The organism is Pseudomonas fluorescens (genome assembly GCF_001307155.1).
In the GTDB taxonomy this organism is placed as follows: Bacteria; Pseudomonadota; Gammaproteobacteria; order Pseudomonadales; family Pseudomonadaceae; genus Aquipseudomonas; species Aquipseudomonas helvetica.
Genome location: NZ_CP012830.1, coordinates 4,192,167 through 4,212,355, shown reverse-complemented (window position 1 = coordinate 4,212,355; position 20,189 = coordinate 4,192,167). Strand labels below are relative to the sequence as shown.

The 20,189-nt window shown below is 57.8% G+C and carries 17 protein-coding genes; 9 read left to right on the top strand and 8 right to left on the bottom strand.

What is annotated here, in order from left to right; all coding sequences use genetic code 11:
• Positions 1-91 precede the first annotated feature (91 nt).
• From AO353_RS19195 to AO353_RS19185, 3 genes are all read left to right on the top strand, one after another.
• Positions 92-490, top strand: coding sequence for a response regulator (locus tag AO353_RS19195; RefSeq protein ID WP_054596369.1), 399 nt, complete (start codon positions 92-94; stop codon positions 488-490).
• A 297-nt stretch (positions 491-787) separates the two neighbouring features.
• A complete protein-coding gene (locus AO353_RS19190) occupies positions 788-1,414 on the top strand; it encodes a response regulator transcription factor (RefSeq protein ID WP_019692902.1) in 627 nt (208 codons plus the stop codon).
• A gap of 8 nt (positions 1,415-1,422) precedes the next feature.
• Positions 1,423-5,052, top strand: a complete 3,630-nt coding sequence (locus AO353_RS19185) for a transporter substrate-binding domain-containing protein (protein ID WP_054596368.1) — start codon at positions 1,423-1,425, stop codon at positions 5,050-5,052.
• Positions 5,053-5,107: 55 nt separating this feature from the next.
• Here the strand turns inward: AO353_RS19185 and AO353_RS19180 are convergent, their stop codons facing one another.
• Complete coding sequence (locus AO353_RS19180; RefSeq protein ID WP_054596367.1) at positions 5,108-5,590, bottom strand: GAF domain-containing protein; 483 nt, start codon at positions 5,588-5,590, stop codon at positions 5,108-5,110.
• Entirely contained in the window at positions 5,587-6,477 is an 891-nt protein-coding gene (locus AO353_RS19175) for an ATP-binding protein (RefSeq protein WP_054596366.1), read from the bottom strand. The genes AO353_RS19180 and AO353_RS19175 overlap by 4 nt, the downstream gene beginning before the upstream one ends.
• Before the next feature lie 166 nt (positions 6,478-6,643).
• Here AO353_RS19175 and AO353_RS19170 point away from each other — a divergent pair, with 166 nt between their 5' ends.
• Complete coding sequence (locus AO353_RS19170; RefSeq protein ID WP_054598274.1) at positions 6,644-8,971, top strand: hybrid sensor histidine kinase/response regulator; 2,328 nt, start codon at positions 6,644-6,646, stop codon at positions 8,969-8,971.
• Here the strand turns inward: AO353_RS19170 and AO353_RS19165 are convergent.
• The 3 genes from AO353_RS19165 to msrB all read right to left on the bottom strand — a co-directional run bounded on the left by AO353_RS19165 (position 8,955) and on the right by msrB (position 10,410).
• Entirely contained in the window at positions 8,955-9,416 is a 462-nt protein-coding gene (locus tag AO353_RS19165) for a MarR family winged helix-turn-helix transcriptional regulator (protein ID WP_054596365.1), read from the bottom strand. The genes AO353_RS19170 and AO353_RS19165 overlap by 17 nt on opposite strands.
• Complete coding sequence (locus tag AO353_RS19160) at positions 9,413-9,898, bottom strand: glutathione peroxidase (RefSeq protein ID WP_054596364.1); 486 nt, start codon at positions 9,896-9,898, stop codon at positions 9,413-9,415. The genes AO353_RS19165 and AO353_RS19160 overlap by 4 nt, the downstream gene beginning before the upstream one ends.
• Before the next feature lie 116 nt (positions 9,899-10,014).
• A complete protein-coding gene (gene msrB, locus AO353_RS19155) occupies positions 10,015-10,410 on the bottom strand; it encodes a peptide-methionine (R)-S-oxide reductase MsrB (RefSeq protein ID WP_054596363.1) in 396 nt (131 codons plus the stop codon).
• A gap of 224 nt (positions 10,411-10,634) precedes the next feature.
• Between msrB and AO353_RS19150 the strand changes: the two genes are divergently transcribed.
• Positions 10,635-11,846, top strand: a complete 1,212-nt coding sequence (locus tag AO353_RS19150) for a pyridoxal phosphate-dependent aminotransferase (protein ID WP_054596362.1) — start codon at positions 10,635-10,637, stop codon at positions 11,844-11,846.
• A gap of 313 nt (positions 11,847-12,159) precedes the next feature.
• Positions 12,160-13,047: a protease HtpX gene (htpX, locus tag AO353_RS19145; RefSeq protein ID WP_054596361.1), complete on the top strand. Its 888-nt coding sequence runs from the start codon at positions 12,160-12,162 to the stop codon at positions 13,045-13,047.
• Positions 13,048-13,112: 65 nt separating this feature from the next.
• On the opposite strand, the gene AO353_RS19140 is transcribed toward htpX, so the two are convergent.
• Positions 13,113-13,769, bottom strand: coding sequence for a thiopurine S-methyltransferase (locus tag AO353_RS19140; protein WP_054596360.1), 657 nt, complete (start codon positions 13,767-13,769; stop codon positions 13,113-13,115).
• 103 nt (positions 13,770-13,872) lie between these two features.
• On the opposite strand from AO353_RS19140, the gene AO353_RS19135 reads away from it, so the two are divergent.
• Positions 13,873-14,640, top strand: a complete 768-nt coding sequence (locus tag AO353_RS19135) for a DODA-type extradiol aromatic ring-opening family dioxygenase (protein WP_054596359.1) — start codon at positions 13,873-13,875, stop codon at positions 14,638-14,640.
• A gap of 126 nt (positions 14,641-14,766) precedes the next feature.
• On the opposite strand, the gene AO353_RS19130 is transcribed toward AO353_RS19135, so the two are convergent.
• On the bottom strand, positions 14,767-16,440 hold the full coding sequence (locus AO353_RS19130) for a DEAD/DEAH box helicase (protein ID WP_054596358.1): 1,674 nt from the start codon (positions 16,438-16,440) through the stop codon (positions 14,767-14,769).
• Positions 16,441-16,863: 423 nt separating this feature from the next.
• On the opposite strand from AO353_RS19130, the gene AO353_RS19125 reads away from it, so the two are divergent.
• Positions 16,864-17,655 carry a crotonase/enoyl-CoA hydratase family protein gene (locus AO353_RS19125; protein ID WP_054596357.1) on the top strand — a complete coding sequence of 264 codons (792 nt, stop codon included), beginning with the start codon at positions 16,864-16,866 and terminating at the stop codon, positions 17,653-17,655.
• Between the two features lie 156 nt (positions 17,656-17,811).
• Here the strand turns inward: AO353_RS19125 and AO353_RS19120 are convergent, their stop codons facing one another.
• Positions 17,812-18,567: a spermidine synthase gene (locus AO353_RS19120; protein WP_054596356.1), complete on the bottom strand. Its 756-nt coding sequence runs from the start codon at positions 18,565-18,567 to the stop codon at positions 17,812-17,814.
• Between the two features lie 156 nt (positions 18,568-18,723).
• Between AO353_RS19120 and AO353_RS19115 the strand changes: the two genes are divergently transcribed.
• Positions 18,724-20,070 (top strand): class II 3-deoxy-7-phosphoheptulonate synthase, encoded by a 1,347-nt coding sequence (locus AO353_RS19115; protein ID WP_054596355.1) that lies wholly within the window; start codon positions 18,724-18,726, stop codon positions 20,068-20,070.
• Positions 20,071-20,189: the final 119 nt, after the last annotated feature.

Genomic DNA, 20,189 nt, shown 5'->3' with positions numbered 1-20,189 from the left:
CTCCAGCAACGGCAAACAAGACAGTACGGATTAAACCGACAACGCTGTTTCCGACACCCACCGCAGTTCGACCCTCCACATGGAAAGCTATATGTTCAACTACGATCTGCGCATCATGCTGGTGGAGGACCATCCTTTTCAGCTGAAAGCAACCCAATACCTGCTTGAAAGTTACGGTTTTACTCAAGTCACCGCCGTAGATAATGCCGAAAATGCATTACAAACGTTGAGACATGTGCAGCCCCCCTTCGAAATACTGCTGTGCGATCAATGCCTGCCAGACCTCTGCGGCCTCGACTTGATCGGTATTGCCAGCCACCAGGGCCTGATACGACAGGCAATCATCCTGAGCAGCCTTGACTCAACCGAACTGGACACCTTGAAAAAAAATGCACATGAACAACGACTGCCATTACTTGGTTATTTGGCAAAGCCACTGAAACAATCTGAATTTATAAACTTGTTGACCCTTTCGGACCTTTATAAATAAACACAATTAACCCCCTCGAATACCTCACGACAAATAAAAAACCCTCAGCGCCATTACGCATCAGAAAACAGCGATGCGGCATATATTGTAAAAACACATATCGACCCTGAATAAATGCGCCTACATGCCCGGTTAATATACTTATTCCTCCTCACAAACCTAGTTCACTCGTAGTCCTCTGCCTCTTTTAATGTAGGACATGTCCTATATTGCACCTATAGCCTCGTCAGTTCATGCGTCAACGCACTTATCTGAGCTAAGGTGCTCGCTTTATTTGCGCACGTATGGGACATGATTATGAACTCGGTTTTTATTGTTGACGATCACCCCGTCATTCGCCTTGCGGTTCGTATGTTGCTGGAACATGAAGGTTACAAAGTAGTCGGTGAAGCCGACAACGGCGTCGATGCGATGCAGATGGTTCGCGAATGCATGCCCGACCTGATCATTCTTGACATCAGCATTCCCAAACTCGACGGACTGGAAGTTCTCTCCCGCTTCAATGCAATGAGCACCCCGCTGAAAACACTGGTGTTGACGGCCCAGAGCCCAACACTGTTCGCCATCCGCTGCATGCAGTCCGGGGCCTCCGGTTATGTCTGCAAGCAGGAAGATCTCAGCGAGCTGCTCAGTGCCATCAAAGCCGTGCTGTCCGGTTACAACTACTTCCCCAGCCAGGCCTTGAACCCGGTTCGCGGGGATGAAGCGCTCTGCGCTGAACTGGACTTGTTCAAGTCCGTCAACGATCGCGAACTGATGGTCCTGCAACTGTTCGCCCAGGGTCGTACCAACAAGGAAATCGCCAAGGGCATGTTCCTCAGCAACAAGACCGTCAGCACCTACAAAAAAAGACTCATGCAAAAACTCAAGGCCAAATCCCTGGTAGAACTTATCGAGATGGCAAAACGTAACGCGCTAGTGTGAGAGACAGGATGCCCAGGTGTTTAAAGGACTATTTATTGTATTTGAGTGCAGGTTTATGTCTGAGCACCTCTGTGTCAGGAGCAGGCAGCGGAGTCGGAAATTACGCGCTGCTCAGCCGCTCAACGGCAGGTTACATGGACGTCCAACTGGATAAATCACAACGGTTGTGGCTGCAAAACAAGCGCGAACTGATCCTGGGGACCTCCGCGCCTGACTACCCTCCTTTTGATTTAACGATCAGCGGTCACGACTATGAGGGTTTCACGGCTGATTACGCAGGAGTTCTTGCACAATCCCTAGGCTTGCCGATCAAGGTCCGTCGTTACCTCTCCCGAGAGGCCGCCATCGAAGCACTCGAAAATGGCGACGTCGACCTGCTCGGAACGGCCAATAGCTTTGAAGAACGACGTTCCAGCATCGTACTGTCTGCCCCCTACGCCATAGATCAACCGGTTCTGGTCACCCGGAACGCTGAAAACCGATCATTGACCGAAGGTCTCGCCGACATGCGATTGAGCATGGTCTATCACTATCTGCCGCTGGAGGAGGTAAAGGCGCAATATCCCAAGGCCATCATCACCTCCTACCCGTCCTACCAGAACGCGATCAATGCCGTCGCCTTCGACCAGGCAGACGTATTCCTGGGCGATACCATTTCCACCCATTTCATGATCAACAAGGGCTATCTGAAAAATGTACGGATGGCCAACTTCGGTAAACATGAGGCCTATGGCTTCAGCTTCGCAGTCAACAAGGACAATCCAGACCTGCTGGCAATCATCAACGCGGTACTCAAGGAAGTGCCTGCGAGCGAGCGGGAAAACATTGCCAAGCGCTGGAGCGCGGGCAGCGACATCCTTCTGACCGACCACAAACTGCAACTGACCAACCGCGAGGAACGCTGGCTTGCGCAGCACCCCGTTGTTCGCGTAGTCGTCAACGATGCCTTCGCCCCGCTGACATTCTTTGACGCCGACGAGAGCTTTCGGGGAATCACCGCCGACTTGCTCGAACTGATCAGGCTTCGAACCGGTTTACGCTTCGAGATTCACCGCAGCCAAAGTGACAGCGAGATGATCAGCCAGGTCAAAGGGAACCAGGCCGACCTGATCGCCGCGATGATTCCCAGCGCCGAGCGCGAGGCGCAACTGAGCTTCACCCGTCCCTACCTGGAAAATTCATTTGTACTACTGACCCGAAAGAGCACCTCCAGCCCAATCAATCTTGAGCAATTGAATGGAAAGAGCCTTGCCATCACTCAAGGCAATCCGCTCCTCGACTACCTGCACCGTGCCTACCCGACGATCCAGTTGGTTGAAACACCTGACAGTTTCAGCGCGGTGGAGTTACTCGCCAAAGGTCAGGTCGAGGGCGCCGTCAACTCATTGGTGATTGCCAACTACTTCATTTCATCGCAAGTGTTCGAGGACGCATTGCAAATCAGCGCGACTGTCGGGACGCAGCAAGCCGCGTTTTCACTGGCAACCGCGCGCGATGCCACAGAACTGCACTCCATCCTCGACAAAGCCCTGCTCAGCATTGCGCCGGACGAACTGGGAATAATCAACAGCCGCTGGCGCGGCTACACGGGCACTGCCAATAGCGCCTGGCGCAACTACCATCGCCTGTTTTATCAACTGGTCATTGGCAGCGGTCTTTTGTTGCTGATTTCGCTGGCCTGGAATGCCCACATGCGCAGGCAGATCAAACAACGCCAGAAAGCAGAGCGCGCACTCAACGACCAGTTCGAATTCATGCGCACGCTGGTCAATGGTACGCCTCACCCCATCTACGTACGGGACCGTGAAGGACTGCTGCAAAGTTGTAACGACAGCTATCTGGAAGCCTTTTGTGCCAAACGCGAGGACGTGATTGGCAAAAGCCTCATGCAGGGTGCCATGAGCAACGAGTTCGAGGCCCGGGAATACCTGGCCGACTACCAGCGAGTGGTGGCTGAAGGTGTCCCGTTGATTCTCGACCGCCCCCTGCACATTGGCCGGAAAAGGCTGACGATCTATCACTGGATTCTTCCCTATCGAGACTCGACGGGTGAGGTCCAGGGGATCATCGGAGGCTGGATCGACATCAGCGAACGACGGCAGCTTTTTGATGAGCTCAGGTCAGCCAAGGAACAGGCGGACAAGGCCAATCGCGCCAAGAGCACCTTCCTGGCCACCATGAGTCATGAAATTCGCACACCGATGAATGCGGTGATCGGCATGCTCGAACTGACATTGAAACGGACCGACCAGAGCCACCTGGATCGGCCGGCCATCGAAGTGGCCTATAGCTCGGCCAAGGACATGCTGGAGTTGATTGGCGACATACTCGATATTGCCCGAATCGAGTCTGGCCATTTGAGCCTGGCGCCAGAGCGGGTGAACCTTGGCGACACGATTGAGTCGGTCGTGCGGGTCTTCGATGGATTGGCCCGGCAAAAAAACCTCTGCCTGGTGCTGGAGTTCCCCACCAGCGCTGAACAGCCCGATGTATTGATAGACCCACTGCGTTTCAAACAGATACTGTCGAACCTGATCAGCAATGCCATCAAGTTTACCGAGCACGGCCAGGTGAGGATCAAGGTCAATCTGCAACCGGCGTCGGAGTCCGACCGTCTCCAGATGGAGTTGTGGGTCAATGACACCGGAATTGGCATCAGCGAGGACGATCAGCGACGCTTGTTCGAGCCTTTCACTCAGGCCGATAACACCGGGCATTTGGCCAGAAGCGGCGCTGGATTGGGATTGGTGATCAGTCGCAACCTATGCGAAATGATGGGCGGTTGCGTGCAACTGACCAGTTCGCCCGGGGTCGGCACTCAGGTAAGGATTTCATTGCCGATGGCCGCGCTGCCTGACGCCGTGGTGCTGGACACCCCGCAACCGGTCATCGCGAACGCCTCGGCCACCCTGAACGTGCTGGTGGTCGACGACCACCCCGCGAATCGATTGCTCATGTGCCAGCAACTTGGTTTTCTGGGGCATCGATCCGTCACGGCCAACAACGGTGAGGCAGGTTTCCAGGCATGGAAAGAGGGCCATTTCGACCTGGTGATTGCAGACTGCAATATGCCACTGATGAATGGCTACGAACTCACCCGTGCCATCCGCCAGACCGAGCGCGATGAGCAGCGCCCGCCCTGCACGGTGCTTGGCTTCACCGCCAATGCTCAACCGGAGGAAAAACACCGATGCCGACAGGCTGGCATGAACGATTGCCTGTTCAAACCCATCAGCCTGACGACGCTGGGCCAACGACTGGAAGCACTCAAGCCGATCATTGAAGATCAAGCCTTTCACCTGGACGGCTTGCAGTTACTCACCGGCGGCGATCCACAACTGGTTCAGCGCTTGCTCGCCGAACTGTTCAACAGCAATCGCCTCGACCGCCAGGAACTCCTCGCACTGCCTCCTGCAAGCGGGCCGCAAGCCTTCATCGATATGGCGCACAAAATCAAAGGTGCGGCCCGTATTGTTCAGGCCTCAAGGCTTATCGACGGTTGCGAAGCGCTTGAGCGCGTATGTCATGAGAACTTCTGTCTGGACCTGCTCGAGGCCCGCTGCAAAGGCATAGAGCACGCCATGCTTGAGTTGGAGCAGGCGCTACAACGACAGATCCATCATCACGCCAACGTGTAAAACCTCCCCTGAAGCACCCCGTAGCAGCCGCCTTCGGTAGCGGCTGCGGGTTTGATCAGCACTCGGTCAAACGCAGGAAAATCTCCGCCAACCGCTCAATGCCGGCCTGATCATCAACGGAGAAACGCGCCAGCAAAGGACTGTCCAGATCCAGCACGCCAATCAACCGACCGTCCTTGACCAGCGGCACCACCAGTTCACTGTTCGAGGCACTGTCGCAGGCAATATGCCCGGCGAACGCATGCACATCTTCAACCCGTTGAGTGCGAAGGGTTGCAGCCGCTGCGCCGCAAACGCCACGACCGAACGGAATGCGCACACAGGCGATCTGCCCCTGGAACGGTCCGAGCACCAGTTCCTCGTTGCGATTGAGGTAAAATCCGGCCCAATTCAGATCATCGAGCTGATTGAACAAGAACGCCGAAAACTGCGCGGCGTTGGCGATAAAGTCGCGCTCATCCGCCAGCAGCGACTCCAACTGCGCGCAGAGCAGGCCGTAGCCCTCAAGTCCAGCGCCGCTCTTTTGCAAATCGATCATGCCTTGTGCTCCAACAACTTCAGTCCGACCCAATACCGGGCAAATTGATACGCGCAACGGCCGTTGCGATTACCGCGTCCGGTAGCCCAGCGAACCGCAAGAATCTCGAGTTCTTCATCACGCTTCCACTCAAGGCCGGCCTTGCCCGCCAATGCTCCCACCCAATGCTCGACCACATTGAGGAAGTGCTCCTGGGTAAAAGGATAAAACGACAGCCACAGGCCAAATCGATCCGACAGCGCGATCTTGTCTTCGACCGCCTCGTTGGGATGAAGCTCGCCGTCGACCCTTTTCCAGTTTTCGTTATCGCTTTCTTTTTCCGGAACCAGGTGGCGACGGTTGGAGGTGGCATACAGCAGTACGTTATCCGGTGCCTGTTCCAGCGAGCCATCGAGCACGCTTTTGAGCACCCGGTAATCGCCCTCGCCGGCCTCGAACGACAGATCATCGCAAAACAGCACAAAGCGCTGTGGCAGCTTGGCGATTTGCTCGACGACGCGTGGCAGGTCCGCCAGGTGATCGCGCTCGATCTCGATCAGACGCAAACCGCCCTTGGCGTGCTCGGCCAGCAAGGCCCGCACCAGCGACGATTTACCGGTACCGCGCGAACCCCAGAGCAGCGCATGGTTGGCAGGCATGCCGTCGAGAAACTGCCGGGTGTTTCGCCCCAACTGTTCCAACTGCTTGTCGACCCCGATCAGGTCGGACAGACGCATGTCCAGGCTGACCTCAAGCGGCAGCAGAAATCCGCTGCGACCCTCGCGCTGCCAGCGTGCTGCCAGGCACTGCGTCCAGTCGATGGCCGTGCGTTGCGCGGGCAGTAGCGGCTCAATACGAGCCAGAACCGCATCGGCGCGTTCAAGAAATGCATTCAATCGGGAATCCACGACTTCTCCTCAGGCACGTTCACAGTAATGATGGGCGACAGAAAACCAAGCGCAGCGCGTAATGCCGGGATTATCGCGATAATGGCTTACCCGCCAGTCATGCCGAAATACACTGATGATCGGCTATGCTTCGCCCAGAAGGGAAACGAAAGTGGTTCAGCACACCATGGATATCAAGTTCACCAACCGCCTGTCTTACAAGCAAGCCAGGCTTACGGTGCTGGTCGGTTTCATTCTGGGAACCTTGCTCAGTCTGGTGCAAATAGGCATCGATTATGCCAGCGAAGACGCCTCCATCAACCGGGAAATACACTCGCTGCTGGAAATCAGCCATAACCCGGCTTCGCGGATCGCCTACAACATCGATGCCGAACTGGCTCAGGAACTGACCCTCGGCCTGCTGCGCTCGCCCGCAGTGATCAGTGCGCAACTGAGTGATAACAACAATACGATCCTCGTCAGCGTCAAACGCCCGGACACGCAAAACGGCAACTATCGGGTGATCAGCGACTTTCTGTTCGGCGCCAATCGACAGTTCAAGGACCGCCTGTTCCTCGACCACCTGCCCGATGAGTCCCTCGGCACCTTGCAACTGGATATCGATACCTACACGTTTGGCAGCCGCTTTCTGCGCCGGGCCGAAGTCACTCTGATCAACGGTTTTGTCCGCAGCCTGATACTGACCGGGATTTTGCTGGCGCTGTTCTACGTGATGCTCACCAAACCGCTGGTGCGGGTGATTCGCGAACTGAGCGCACGTGACCCGAGCAGTTCAGAACAGCCACCGCTGGAGTGTCCGGCAGCGCACGAAAACGATGAGATCGGCGTTCTGGTCACGGTGGCCAACCAGCAATTCGAAAGCATGACCACTGAAATCCAGCAGCGCCGCAACGCCGAAAACCGCCTGACCGACTACCTGGGACAACTGGAAAATATTGTCTCGGCGCGTACCGGTGAACTGAAAGCGATCAATAGCCGATTGACGGTATCGAACGCAGAATTGGAAATCGCGCGCCAGACCGCCCTGGACATGGCCCAGGCACGCTCTGTGTTTCTGGCCAACATGAGCCATGAAATCCGTACGCCGCTCAATGGTTTGCTGGGGATGATCGCACTCTCGCTGGACAGCCCGCTGAATGCCGAACAACGCCAGCAACTGTCGATTGCCCACGACTCCGGCAAAGTGCTGGTGGAATTGCTCAACGATATTCTTGACCTGTCGAAGTTCGACGCCGGTCAGCTTGAGCTGGAGCGCATTCCATTCGACCTCGGCTCACTGATCGAAGACACCGCCAACCTGCTGTCACAGAACGCCGCGCCCAGCGTCGAACTGACGTGCCTGATTGATCCGCAGTTCCCGTCGCTGGTACTCGGCGACCCGATGCGGGTTCGGCAGATTGTCAGCAACCTGCTCTCCAACGCCCTTAAATTTACCCGTTTTGGACGGGTGGACGTGCGCCTGAGCACCCACGAAGACGGTGTCAGAATCGAAGTCTGCGACACCGGTATCGGCATCGCGCAGGATGATCAGGTCAAAATCTTCCAGCCGTTTACCCAAGCAGGTGCCGGCATCTCTCGTCAGTTCGGTGGTACCGGGCTGGGGCTGGCCCTGACCTTTAACCTGTGCGAAGCCATGCAGGGCCGGCTCGGCATCAGCTCGGAGCCTGGTTTCGGCAGCCAGTTCTGCGCTGATCTGCCGTTGCCCACCCACACGCCGGCAATCGTTCCCGCGTCCCTGCAAGGCAAGGTATTGGCGATCACCGCCGCCAGCAGCGGTCTGGCCGAACTGTTAGGCAATCTGTTGCCCGGTTGGGGGCTGGAATACCAGCAGCGCACCATCGACGACTCAATGATCGGCTTATCGCCCGATGTGCTGATCACCGACTGCCCGGAATGTCTGTTCGGATTACGTCCGGGCATGACCGCACCGATTTTGCTGGTGACCGCCTATGGCAGTTTCATGCCCAGCGAAGAAGCGGCTGCCCTCGCCCCTCTGCAACAACAAGCCCGCCCACTGGCCCGCAACGCACTCTACCAGACACTACGACGCACTTTGCAGGCCGACGAAGTCGCTCTCGTGTCCGATACTCAAGAGCCAAGCCTCATGCCCCAGCGGCGGGCGAGAATCCTGCTGGTGGAAGACAACCCGGTCAATCAGCTCGTAGCCAAAGGCATGCTCAGCAAGTTGGGTTGCAAGGTGGTTGTCGCCTCCCACGGCGCCGAAGCGCTCGACCAGCTGGAGCTCAAACAGTTTGATATGGTGCTGATGGACTGCAACATGCCGGTGATGGACGGCTACGAGGCCAGCCGGCAGATCCGTCAGAGTGGGCGCTGGCCGGATCTACCGATCGTTGCCCTGACCGCCAACGCCATGCCCGAGGAGCGCGAACGCTGCCGCGCGGCAGGCATGAGCGATTATCTGGCGAAACCGTTCCGTCGCGAGGAACTGGCCGCCCTGCTTGAGCAGTGGGTGCCGGCTACGGTAGCGCCCTGATTTGCCCCAGCAGTTGATCAAGGCCGTCACGCAATTCGTCCAAGCGCTCAAGGTCGACACCGCTGTCGCACAACAGGCGTGCCTTGAGAGGCCCGACCTGTTCGCGCAAGGCAACCCCTGCCGGCGACAGACTCAAGTGCACTTCTCGCTCATCGCGCGCCGAGCGTTGACGCTGGACCAGGTGTAACTGCTCAAGACGCTTGAGCAACGGCGTGAGCGTCCCGGAATCCAGCGACAATCGCTCGCCAAGGGCTTTGACTGTTGGCTGCCCGGGTGCACTCTGCTGCCACTCCCATAGCACCAGCATCACCAGATATTGCGGATACGTCAGACCCAGTTGATCGAGCATCGGCTTATAACCGCGGATCACCGCTCGGGACGCGGCGTACAGTTTGAAGCAGAGCTGACTGTCGAGCAGCAGCGAATCGGCTGACACATCGTTCATTTGAGCAGGGCTTCAATCTCGCGGGTCAGGTCCTGCGGCTTGGTCGCCGGTGCAAAACGCTTGACCAACTTGCCATCCTGGCCAATCAGGAACTTGGTGAAATTCCACTTGATGCCCTGGGAGCCCAGTACACCCGGCGCACGTTTTTTCAACTGAACAAACAGCGGGTGGGCGTCGCTACCATTGACGTCGATTTTCTTGAACAGTGGAAAACTCACACCGAAGTTCAATTCGCAGAACTCGGAAATCTCCCCTTCATTGCCCGGTTCCTGTTTACCGAACTGGTTGCACGGAAAACCGAGCACCACCAGGCCTCGATCCTTGTAGGTCCGCCACAGTTCTTCCAGTCCTTTGTACTGCGGGGTAAAGCCGCATTTACTGGCGGTGTTGACCACCAATACCGCTTTGCCGGCGTAATCGGCCAGGGTCTTTTGCTCACCGTTGATGGTGGTGCAGGGAATACTCAGCAGAGTGTCGGTCATCGCGCATGCTCCGGTGGAAGATGGGGAAGGATTAAACATAGCGAGCAATTAAATTGTGTGCAATTTAATAAATCAATAACCTGCCGACAAGCAGCTGCCGCAGGTCAGGACTCACATTATTCGCGCGGCACCAGGTCCAGGCACACCGAGTTGATGCAATAACGCAAGCCAGTCGGTGGCGGGCCATCCGGGAATACATGCCCCAGGTGCGCGTCGCACTTGGCGCAGACCACTTCGGTACGAATCATGCCGTGGCTGATATCACGAATCTCGACCATGGCGCTCTCGCCGATCGGCTCATAGAAGCTCGGCCAGCCACAGCCTGAATCGAACTTGGCTTTTGAGTCGAACAGCGGTTCGTTGCAACAGATGCAGTGATAGACACCATCGGTCTTGGTGCCGTTGTACTTGCCCGAGAACGGCCGTTCGGTGCCCTTCAGACGACAAACGTTGTACTGCTCCGGGTCGAGCATCGCGCGCCATTCTTCCAGGGTTTTTTCCAACTTTTCCATTGTCATACCTCTGCATCTGAAAAAGCCTGATCTGTACCTTTTCCACGGATCAGGCGGCACGTATGATTGCGCCTCGTTAATCGCCAGTCTGGCAGCCGCGTTACCCGCATTCAAACGGATTTTGGTGCGGTGACCCCAGGCGCCAGGCGTGTGTGAAAACGCAGGATTCCCAGTACGGTAGTTCATACAGCGTCTGGATCGTTCATTTTCGGGAACACATCGCCATGCAGGTCAGCAAATCGAACAAGCTCGCCAACGTCTGCTACGACATTCGCGGCCCAGTGCTCAAGCACGCCAAACGCCTGGAAGAGGAAGGCCATCGCATCCTCAAGCTGAACATTGGCAACCCGGCGCCTTTTGGTTTCGAAGCGCCCGATGAAATCCTCCAGGACGTGATCCGTAATCTGCCGACCGCCCAGGGCTACAGCGACTCCAAAGGCCTGTTCAGCGCGCGCAAGGCCGTCATGCAGTATTACCAGCAGAAACAGGTAGAAGGTGTCGGCATCGAAGACATCTACCTGGGCAACGGCGTTTCCGAACTGATCGTGATGTCGATGCAGGCGCTGCTCAACAACGGTGACGAAGTACTGGTCCCGGCTCCCGACTACCCGCTGTGGACCGCGGCGGTCAGCCTGGCGGGTGGCAATCCGGTGCACTACCTGTGTGACGAGCAAGCCAACTGGTGGCCGGACCTGGCCGACATCAAGGCCAAGATCACCCCGAACACCAAGGCGTTGGTCATCATCAACCCGAACAACCCGACCGGTGCGGTGTACTCCAAGGAAGTCCTGCTGGGCATGCTGGAACTGGCTCGCCAGCACAACCTGGTAGTGTTCTCCGACGAGATCTACGACAAGATTCTCTACGACGATGCCGTGCACATCTGCACCGCGTCCCTGGCGCCGGACCTGCTGTGCCTGACCTTCAACGGTCTGTCCAAGTCCTATCGGGTTGCCGGTTTCCGCTCCGGCTGGATCGCCATTTCCGGTCCCAAGCATCACGCTCAAAGCTACATCGAAGGCATCGACATGCTGGCCAACATGCGCCTGTGCGCCAACGTGCCAAGCCAGCATGCAATCCAGACCGCATTGGGTGGTTATCAGAGCATCAATGATCTGGTGCTGCCGCAAGGTCGCCTGCTGGAACAGCGTAACCGCACCTGGGAACTGCTCAACGACATCCCGGGCGTCAGTTGCGTCAAACCGATGGGCGCGCTCTACGCGTTCCCGCGGATCGACCCAAAAGTCTGCCCGATCCACAACGATGAAAAATTCGTTCTCGACTTGCTGCTTTCGGAAAAACTGCTGGTGGTCCAGGGCACAGCCTTCAACTGGCCATGGCCGGACCACTTCCGCGTCGTGACCCTGCCACGGGTGGACGACCTGGACATGGCTATCGGTCGGATCGGCAACTTCCTCAAGTCCTATCGCCAGTAAGCGCGATAACGCCGAGGGCCTCAAAAAGGCCCTCGGCGATTAATTCAGCAACATATCTCCATTCTTCGACTGCGACAGCGCCTTGAGTGCAGGCGGATTTACGCGGCTGCCGGTTACGCCCAGCAGAGGCGGGACTTGTGAAAGCAAAATCCAGCCAAATATCTATTCAGGTGACGTCAGAAATGCCCTGCAAGCATCTAGAATCCAGCTGTAGGACACAGTTTGAAATAGTCACCCGGTTGAATAGCCTGGTGCGGCACCTTATATACCCCGCAGTACGCTACATATTTAGCACGAGGAGATTTCTACAACCATGATGCGCATCCTGCTGTTTTTGGCCACTAACCTGGCGGTCGTGCTGATTGCCAGCATCACCCTGAGCCTTTTCGGCTTCAACGGGTTCATGGCGGCCAACGGGGTTGATCTCAACCTCAATCAGCTGCTGATTTTCTGTGCGGTCTTTGGTTTCGCCGGCTCGTTGTTCTCGCTGTTCATCTCCAAGTGGATGGCGAAGATGAGCACCAGCACCCAAATCATCAGCCAGCCGCGCACTCGCCATGAACAATGGCTGCTGCAAACCGTCGAGCAGCTGTCTCGTGAAGCCGGAATCAAAATGCCTGAAGTCGGGATTTTCCCGGCCTACGAGGCCAACGCCTTCGCCACCGGCTGGAACAAGAACGACGCGCTGGTCGCGGTCAGCCAGGGCTTGCTCGAGCGTTTCTCGCCCGATGAAGTGAAAGCCGTCCTGGCCCATGAAATCGGTCACGTGGCCAATGGCGACATGGTAACGCTGGCGCTGATTCAGGGCGTGGTGAACACCTTCGTGATGTTCTTCGCACGGATCATCGGTAATTTCGTCGACAAGGTGATCTTCAAAAACGAAGAAGGCCAAGGCATCGCCTACTATGTCGCGACCATCTTCGCCGAACTGGTACTGGGTATCCTGGCCAGCGCAATCGTCATGTGGTTCTCGCGCAAACGCGAATTCCGTGCAGACGCAGCCGGCGCCCAATTGGCCGGCACCAGCGCCATGATCGGCGCCCTGCAGCGCCTGCGCTCGGAACAAGGCCTGCCGGTGCACATGCCGGACACCTTGAATGCCTTCGGCATCAACGGTGGCATCAAGCAAGGGTTCGCTCGCATGTTCATGAGCCACCCGCCACTGGAAGAGCGTATCGACGCCTTGCGTCGTCGGGGCTGAGAGGTTCTGCGGTGATACGAAAGGGGCGATTTGATCGCCCCTTTTTTATGCCGATCTTTTGCTGTTTAGCGAGCCATCAATTTATATACCCGCTCTTCAAGGCGCGTAACGCCCGCCTGGAGGAACTTCCAGCTCTCCCCCAGAATGTCCCGCACCTCACAGAAATCAAGCTGCCAGCGACCACCCAGCAATGTCTGCGCGTTTTCATCCGTCACGGCAAAGGGCGGCCCGTCCATCTGCGCCTGATCGTAGTCCATCGTAATCAACAAGCCTTCACAAGCTGACGGTAAAATCCGGCTCAGGTGCGCGGCGTATTGCTCGCGCATGAGCGGTGGCAAGGCAATCAGCGCCGCCCGATCATAGACAGCCGCACAATCGGCCACATCGTCTGCGGTCAGGCCGAAAAAATCCCCGCACCACAATGCCAGGGGACCCGCCTGGTAGACCTTGAACGCACCTTGCTCGGTGATCTGCGGTGTCAGTTGCTGCTCACGAAAAAACTCCTCAACGGCTTTTTCCGATAACTCGACACCCAGCACCCGATGTCCCTGCCCTGCCAGCCACACGAGATCGAGACTTTTCCCACAGAGCGGCACTAACACCTGCGAGCCCTTTGCCAGATTCAATTGCGGCCAGTATTGCTGCAAATAAGGATTAACCTCTGACTGATGGAAACCGATCTGATTGAGCTCCCAACGCTTTTGCCAAAACTCTGGCTGCATAAATCCCCCTGATATTTCGATCTATATGCCCTAAAACTTATATTAGATTTAGATCAATGATCTGACTGAAGATGCTCTCATCTTAACGCTCAGGACCTTATTCATGTTCCCCAGCCTGTTTATCTCTCACGGTTCACCCATGCTTGCACTGGAGCCCGGCGCCAGTGGCCCGGCGCTGGCCCACCTGGCCAGCGAACTGCCGAAACCCAAGGCCATCGTGATCGTTTCCGCACACTGGGAAAGCCAGGACCTGCGCGTCGGCAGCGCTGAGCAACCGGAAACCTGGCACGACTTCGGAGGATTCCCCGCCGCGCTGTTCGCGGTGCAATACCCGGCACCCGGCCAGCCGGAACTCGCGGCGCAGGTCGCCGAATTACTCAAGGCTGATGGCTTGCCGGCACAGCTCGATAACCAGCGTCCGTTCGATCATGGTGTTTGGGTGCCACTGTCTCTGATGTATCCGCGGGCCGACATTCCGGTGGTACAAGTGTCACTGCCAAGCCATCTCGGCCCTGCCCTGCAAACCCGCGTCGGTCGCGCATTGTCCAGTCTGCGCGAGCAAGGCGTGCTGTTGATTGGTTCCGGCAGCATCACCCACAACCTGCGCGAACTGGACTGGCATGCCGGCCCGGAAAGCGTCGAGCCCTGGGCCAAGGCCTTTCGCGACTGGATGATTGAAAACCTCGCCGCAAACGATGAAGCCGCCCTGCACGACTATCGTCGGCAAGCCCCGAATGCCGTGCGCAGCCATCCCAGCGACGAACACTTGCTGCCGCTGTACTTCGCCCGCGGCGCCGGTGGCGATTTCAGCATCGCCCACCAGGGGTTCACCATGGGTGCGCTGGGGATGGACATCTATCGTTTCGGCTGAATCCTGCCGCTCGTTCCCGCGCAGCGTGGGAACGATCAACAAAGGCCAGACACAAAACTGCAGGCAAAAAAAATCCCCGAACCAGTCGGGGATTTTTTATCTGCGATCAATCAGCCCGAAAGCGGATCAATCTTCGCGATAGCGACGCAGTTTCAGCTGCTTACCGGCAACGCGAGTGTCCTTCAGTTTGGTCAGCAGACGCTCCAGACCATCTTCCGGCAACTCGACCAGGCTGAAGCTGTCACGCACCTGGATACGACCGATTGCTTCACGAGCCAGACCACCTTCGTTGAGGATGGCGCCCAGCAGGTTCTTGGCAGCGATACCATCACGCGCACCCAGCGCGGTACGGCAACGAGCACGGCCTTCGGCCAATGGGATCGGAGCACGACGCTCGCGGTCACCACGGTCAGGACGATCACCGGTACGCTCTGGACGATCGCCACGCGGTGCATTGTTCGGCACCAGTGGACGTTCTTTCTCGATGGCAGCCAGGGTCAGCGCCTGAGCGTTGGTAGCCTTGCGCAGCAGAGCAGCAGCCAGTGCACGCGGGGTGCAACCGATGTCGGCAGTCAGGCGATCCAGCAGATCACCGTGAGTCGATTCGGCATCGGCCACCAGCGGCGACAGGCTGTTGGTCAGTTTCTTGATGCGTGCATCGAGAACGGCTTGAGCGTCTGGCAGGCGAACTTCAGCTACCTTTTGACCGGTTACACGCTCGATCACTTGCAGCATGCGGCGCTCACGCGGAGTCACCAGCAGCAATGCACGACCTTCGCGACCGGCACGGCCAGTACGGCCGATACGGTGAACGTAGGACTCTGGATCGTACGGCATATCAACGTTGAAAACGTGAGTGATACGTGGAACGTCCAGACCACGAGCAGCAACGTCGGTCGCCACAACGATGTCCAGACGGCCATCCTTGAGGGACTCGATCACGCGCTCACGCTGGTTCTGAGCAATGTCACCGTTCAGCGCAGCGGCCTTGTAGCCTTTGGCTTCCAGGGCACTGGCCAGGTCCAGGGTCGCTTGCTTGGTACGCACGAACATGATCAGCGCGTCGAAGTCTTCCACTTCCAGCAGGCTCAATACAGCCGAGGTCTTCTGGTCAGCGTGAACCAACAGGTGAGCCTGTTCGATCGCGGTAACGGTCTGAGTCTTGGTCTGGATCTTCACGTGCTGCGGATCACGCAGATGACGCTCGGCGATGGCACGGATCGACTGCGGCAGGGTAGCCGAGAACAATACGGTCTGACGGGTTGCCGGCAAGGCCTTGAAGATAACTTCCAGGTCGTCCATGAAGCCCAGCTTGAGCATTTCGTCAGCTTCGTCGAGAACCAGGTGGTTCACGGTCGCCAATACTTTTTCGTCACGACGCAGGTGGTCGCACAGACGGCCCGGAGTGGCGACAACGATCTGTGCGCCATTACGGATTGCTTTCAGTTGCGGGCCCATAGGCGCGCCGCCGTAAACGGCCACAACGGTAACGCCCGGCATTTGCTTGGCGTAGGTTTCGAAAGCGGTTGCTACTTGCAGCGCCAACTCACGGGTTGGCGCCAGGATCAGGGCTTGCGGTTCGCGCTTAGCAGGATCGATGCGGTGCAGGATCGGCAGGGCGAACGCAGCGGTTTTACCCGTACCGGTTTGCGCCTGACCAATCATGTCGTGACCGGCCATGATGATCGGGATCGATTGCTGCTGAATAGCCGAAGGCTCTTCGTAGCCAGTCGCGATGACGGCTGCAAGAATATTCGGATTAAGGTTAAAAGCGGCGAAGCCGCCGGTTTCCTGGGTCATGGGTCTGCCTCTAAGTGCATCCGCAAAGACCCATGCTCCAAAGCTGCGCATGCCGTGTAAGACTCAAGAGTCGCCCTGGCTGCTTTGTCGGCGGGGATTTGCGAAAACGAATGAATGAAAAAGATTCGTCAAGGAAGAGTCCGCTGTGCGGACGTGCAGCCGAAGCTGACTTCGGGGAATTGCGCTACCTAAACGCGGCCTGGCTAAAGACCGGCGCGCACTATACCGGAATTCGCCAAAAAAGGGAGCTTTATTTGTCGGAAAAAACCCGCATACACCGTTGTGTCACAGGCTTTGCGGATAATCGTGCAACGGTCTATTTTTCAAAGGCCCGGCCCTGTTGGTCGTGACACTTAAACGGTTCATCTTTCAGGCTATGACCTTTGGTCCGCGCCCCCCCTTCCCCGCCCGAGGATAGACCCCATGAATCAAGCAGATTGCAGTCGTGTCAGCCGTGAACGACGCGGTCATGTCCTGTTGATCGGGCTGGACCGGGTGGCCAAGCGCAATGCATTTGACCTCGATCTGCTCAACGCACTGAGCCTGGCCTATGGCGAGTTCGAAGCCGACAGCGAGGCCCGCGTTGCGGTGGTGTTCTGTCATGGCGAGCACTTTACCGCCGGGCTGGACCTGGCGAGTGTCAGCGCGGCACTGGCCGAAGGCTGGCAAGTCCCGGCCGGCGGTTGCGATCCGTGGGGGGTGTTCGTTGGCCCCAGGGTCAGCAAACCGGTGATTGTTGCGGCCCAGGGTTATTGCCTGACCATTGGCATCGAACTGATGCTGGCCGCCGATATCAACCTCTGCGCCAGCAACACCCGTTTTGCGCAAATGGAAGTGCAGCGCGGCATCTTCCCCTTTGGCGGGGCAACCTTGCGCCTGCATCAGGTAGCCGGCTGGGGCAATGCCATGCGCTGGCTGCTGACCGGCGATGAGTTCGATGCCCACGAAGCGCTGCGTCTGGGACTGGTGCAGGAGGTGATGGCCAGCGAAGACCTGTTACCGCGTGCGATCGAGCTGGCAGAACGCATTGCCAGGCAGGCGCCGCTGGGGGTTCAGGCGACCTTGCAGTCCGCGCGCCAGGCCCATCTGGAGGGCGAAACAGCGGCGGCATTGGCTTTGCCAGCGCTGGTCAAGAAGTTGCTCAACAGTGAAGACGCCAAGGAAGGCGTGCGATCGTTGATCGAGAAACGCCCGGGCGTATTCAAAGGCTGCTGACATTGCCTTTGTGGCGAGGGAGCTTGCTCCCGTTCGGCTGCGCAGCAGTCGTGAAGCAGCAATCGCGGTGGATCAGAAAGACGGCGCTTGCCGGTTCTGGGGTCGCTTCGCGCCCCAACGGGAGCAAGCTCCCTCGCCACAGTGGCTCGCCAGAATTCACGTCGCCGGGCGAATCGCCTTGATCAGCGATTGCAGCGAATACCCCAACCGCGGCGCCAGCGCTTCGGCGCGGGCGGTCAATCCTTGCATGTCCAGTTCCTGGTCAAGGTCGGCTGGCACGATCAGGATCACGTTGCCCTCCTTCACCGGCAGCTCCCAATAATGCCGGTGATAGAGCCCACGTAGTAATGCCGCACCCAGTGGCTTGCCGTCATCGGTCGCCCATTGATTGATCACCAGCCAGCCGCCCGGGTTCAGGCGTTTCTGACAGTTTTCCAGAAAGCCCCAGGCCAAATGGCCGACACCCGGCCCGACATCGGTATAAAGGTCGACGAAAATCAGATCCGCCGACTCAGCGGTCTCGAGCAACTCAAGGGCGTCGCCGATGCGGATATACAGACGAGGATCGTCGTCCAGCCCCAGGTACTCGATGGCCAGGCGCGGTACGTCTGGGCGCAACTCGATCGCTTCGACGTCTTCCAGCGGCAGGAACTTCAGGCACGCCTGAGTCAGGGTGCCCGCCCCCAGGCCGAGAAACAGCGCGCTTTCCGGCTGCTCATGGCACAGCGCACCAATCAGCATCGCGCGGGTGTAGTCGTACTCGAGCCAGCTCGGATCGGCAGTGAACACGCAGCTCTGCTCGATGGCATCACCAAATTCGAGAAAACGGTAATCCGCCACTTCCAGCACCCGGATCATGCCGAATTCATCGTGCACCTCGGCGAGCAGATGCTCGACGCGCTCCTCAGTCATTTCGTCTCCTGGTCGTTGTCGGGTTGATCCCCGGCAACGCAATCATTCGTTCCGCTTGGTGCGGCAAAGGCGCGATTGTCCGCCAAGCTTCGGGAACAGGTCACGCACTAATTGCTGATAACATAAACGTCCGATCGTAAAACATTAGAGTCCACGATGAGCCAACCCTGGAGTCCTGACAGCTGGCGCGCCCTGCCGATCCAGCAACAACCCCACTACCCTGACGCTGCGCATTTGCAACAGGTCGAGCAAAGCCTGGCCAGTTATCCGCCATTGGTGTTTGCCGGTGAGGCCCGGGAGTTGCGTCGTCAGTTTGCCGAGGTGACCCAGGGCCGGGCGTTTCTGCTGCAAGGCGGCGATTGCGCGGAAAGCTTCGCCGAATTCTCGGCGGCAAAAATCCGTGACACCTTCAAAGTCCTGCTGCAAATGGCGATCGTCATGACCTTCGCTGCCGGTTGTCCGGTGGTAAAAGTCGGGCGTATGGCCGGGCAGTTCGCGAAACCGCGCTCGTCCAATGACGAAACCATCAACGGCGTGACCCTGCCGGCCTACCGCGGCGACATCGTCAACGGTATCGGTTTCGATGAAAAAAGCCGCGTCCCCGACCCGGATCGCCTGTTGCAGTCCTATCACCAGTCCACCGCGACCCTGAACCTGCTGCGGGCCTTTGCCCAGGGCGGTTTTGCCGACTTGCATCAAGTGCATAAATGGAACCTGGACTTCATCGCCAACTCGGCGCTGGCCGAAAAGTACAGCCACCTGGCCGACCGTATCGATGAAACCCTGGCGTTCATGCGCGCCTGCGGCATGGACAGCTCGCCGCAATTGCGCGAAACCAGTTTCTTCACCGCCCACGAAGCGCTGCTGTTGAACTACGAAGAAGCCTTCGTACGCCGCGACAGCCTGACCAACGATTACTACGATTGCTCGGCGCACATGCTGTGGATCGGCGATCGCACGCGTCAGCTCGACGGCGCTCATGTCGAGTTCCTGCGCGGGGTGAACAACCCGATCGGGGTCAAGGTCGGCCCGTCCATGAACCCCGAAGAACTGATTCGCCTGATCGATGTGCTCAACCCCGACAACGATCCAGGCCGCCTGAACCTGATCGCGCGGATGGGCGCAAACAAGGTCGGCGACCATCTGCCACAGCTGATTCGTGCGGTCGAACGCGAAGGCAAGAAAGTGCTCTGGAGCAGCGACCCGATGCACGGCAACACCATCAAGGCCAGCAGCGGCTACAAGACCCGGGATTTCGCGCAGATCCTCGGCGAGGTGAAGCAGTTCTTCCAGGTTCACGAAGCGGAAGGCACCTATGCCGGCGGCATTCATATCGAGATGACCGGGCAGAATGTCACCGAATGCATCGGCGGTGCACGGCCGATCACCGAAGATGGTTTGTCGGACCGTTACCACACCCATTGCGACCCGCGGATGAATGCCGATCAGTCGCTGGAGCTGGCGTTCTTGATTGCCGAGACCCTGAAGCAGGTTCGGCGCTGAATCTGTAAGCCTTGTGTTGCCTGACACACCGCCATCGCGAGCAAGCTTGGCTCCTACAGAGAATGAGGTTGGCCGTAACAACCCTAACCCGTAGGAGCCAGGCTTGCTCGCGAAGGCGT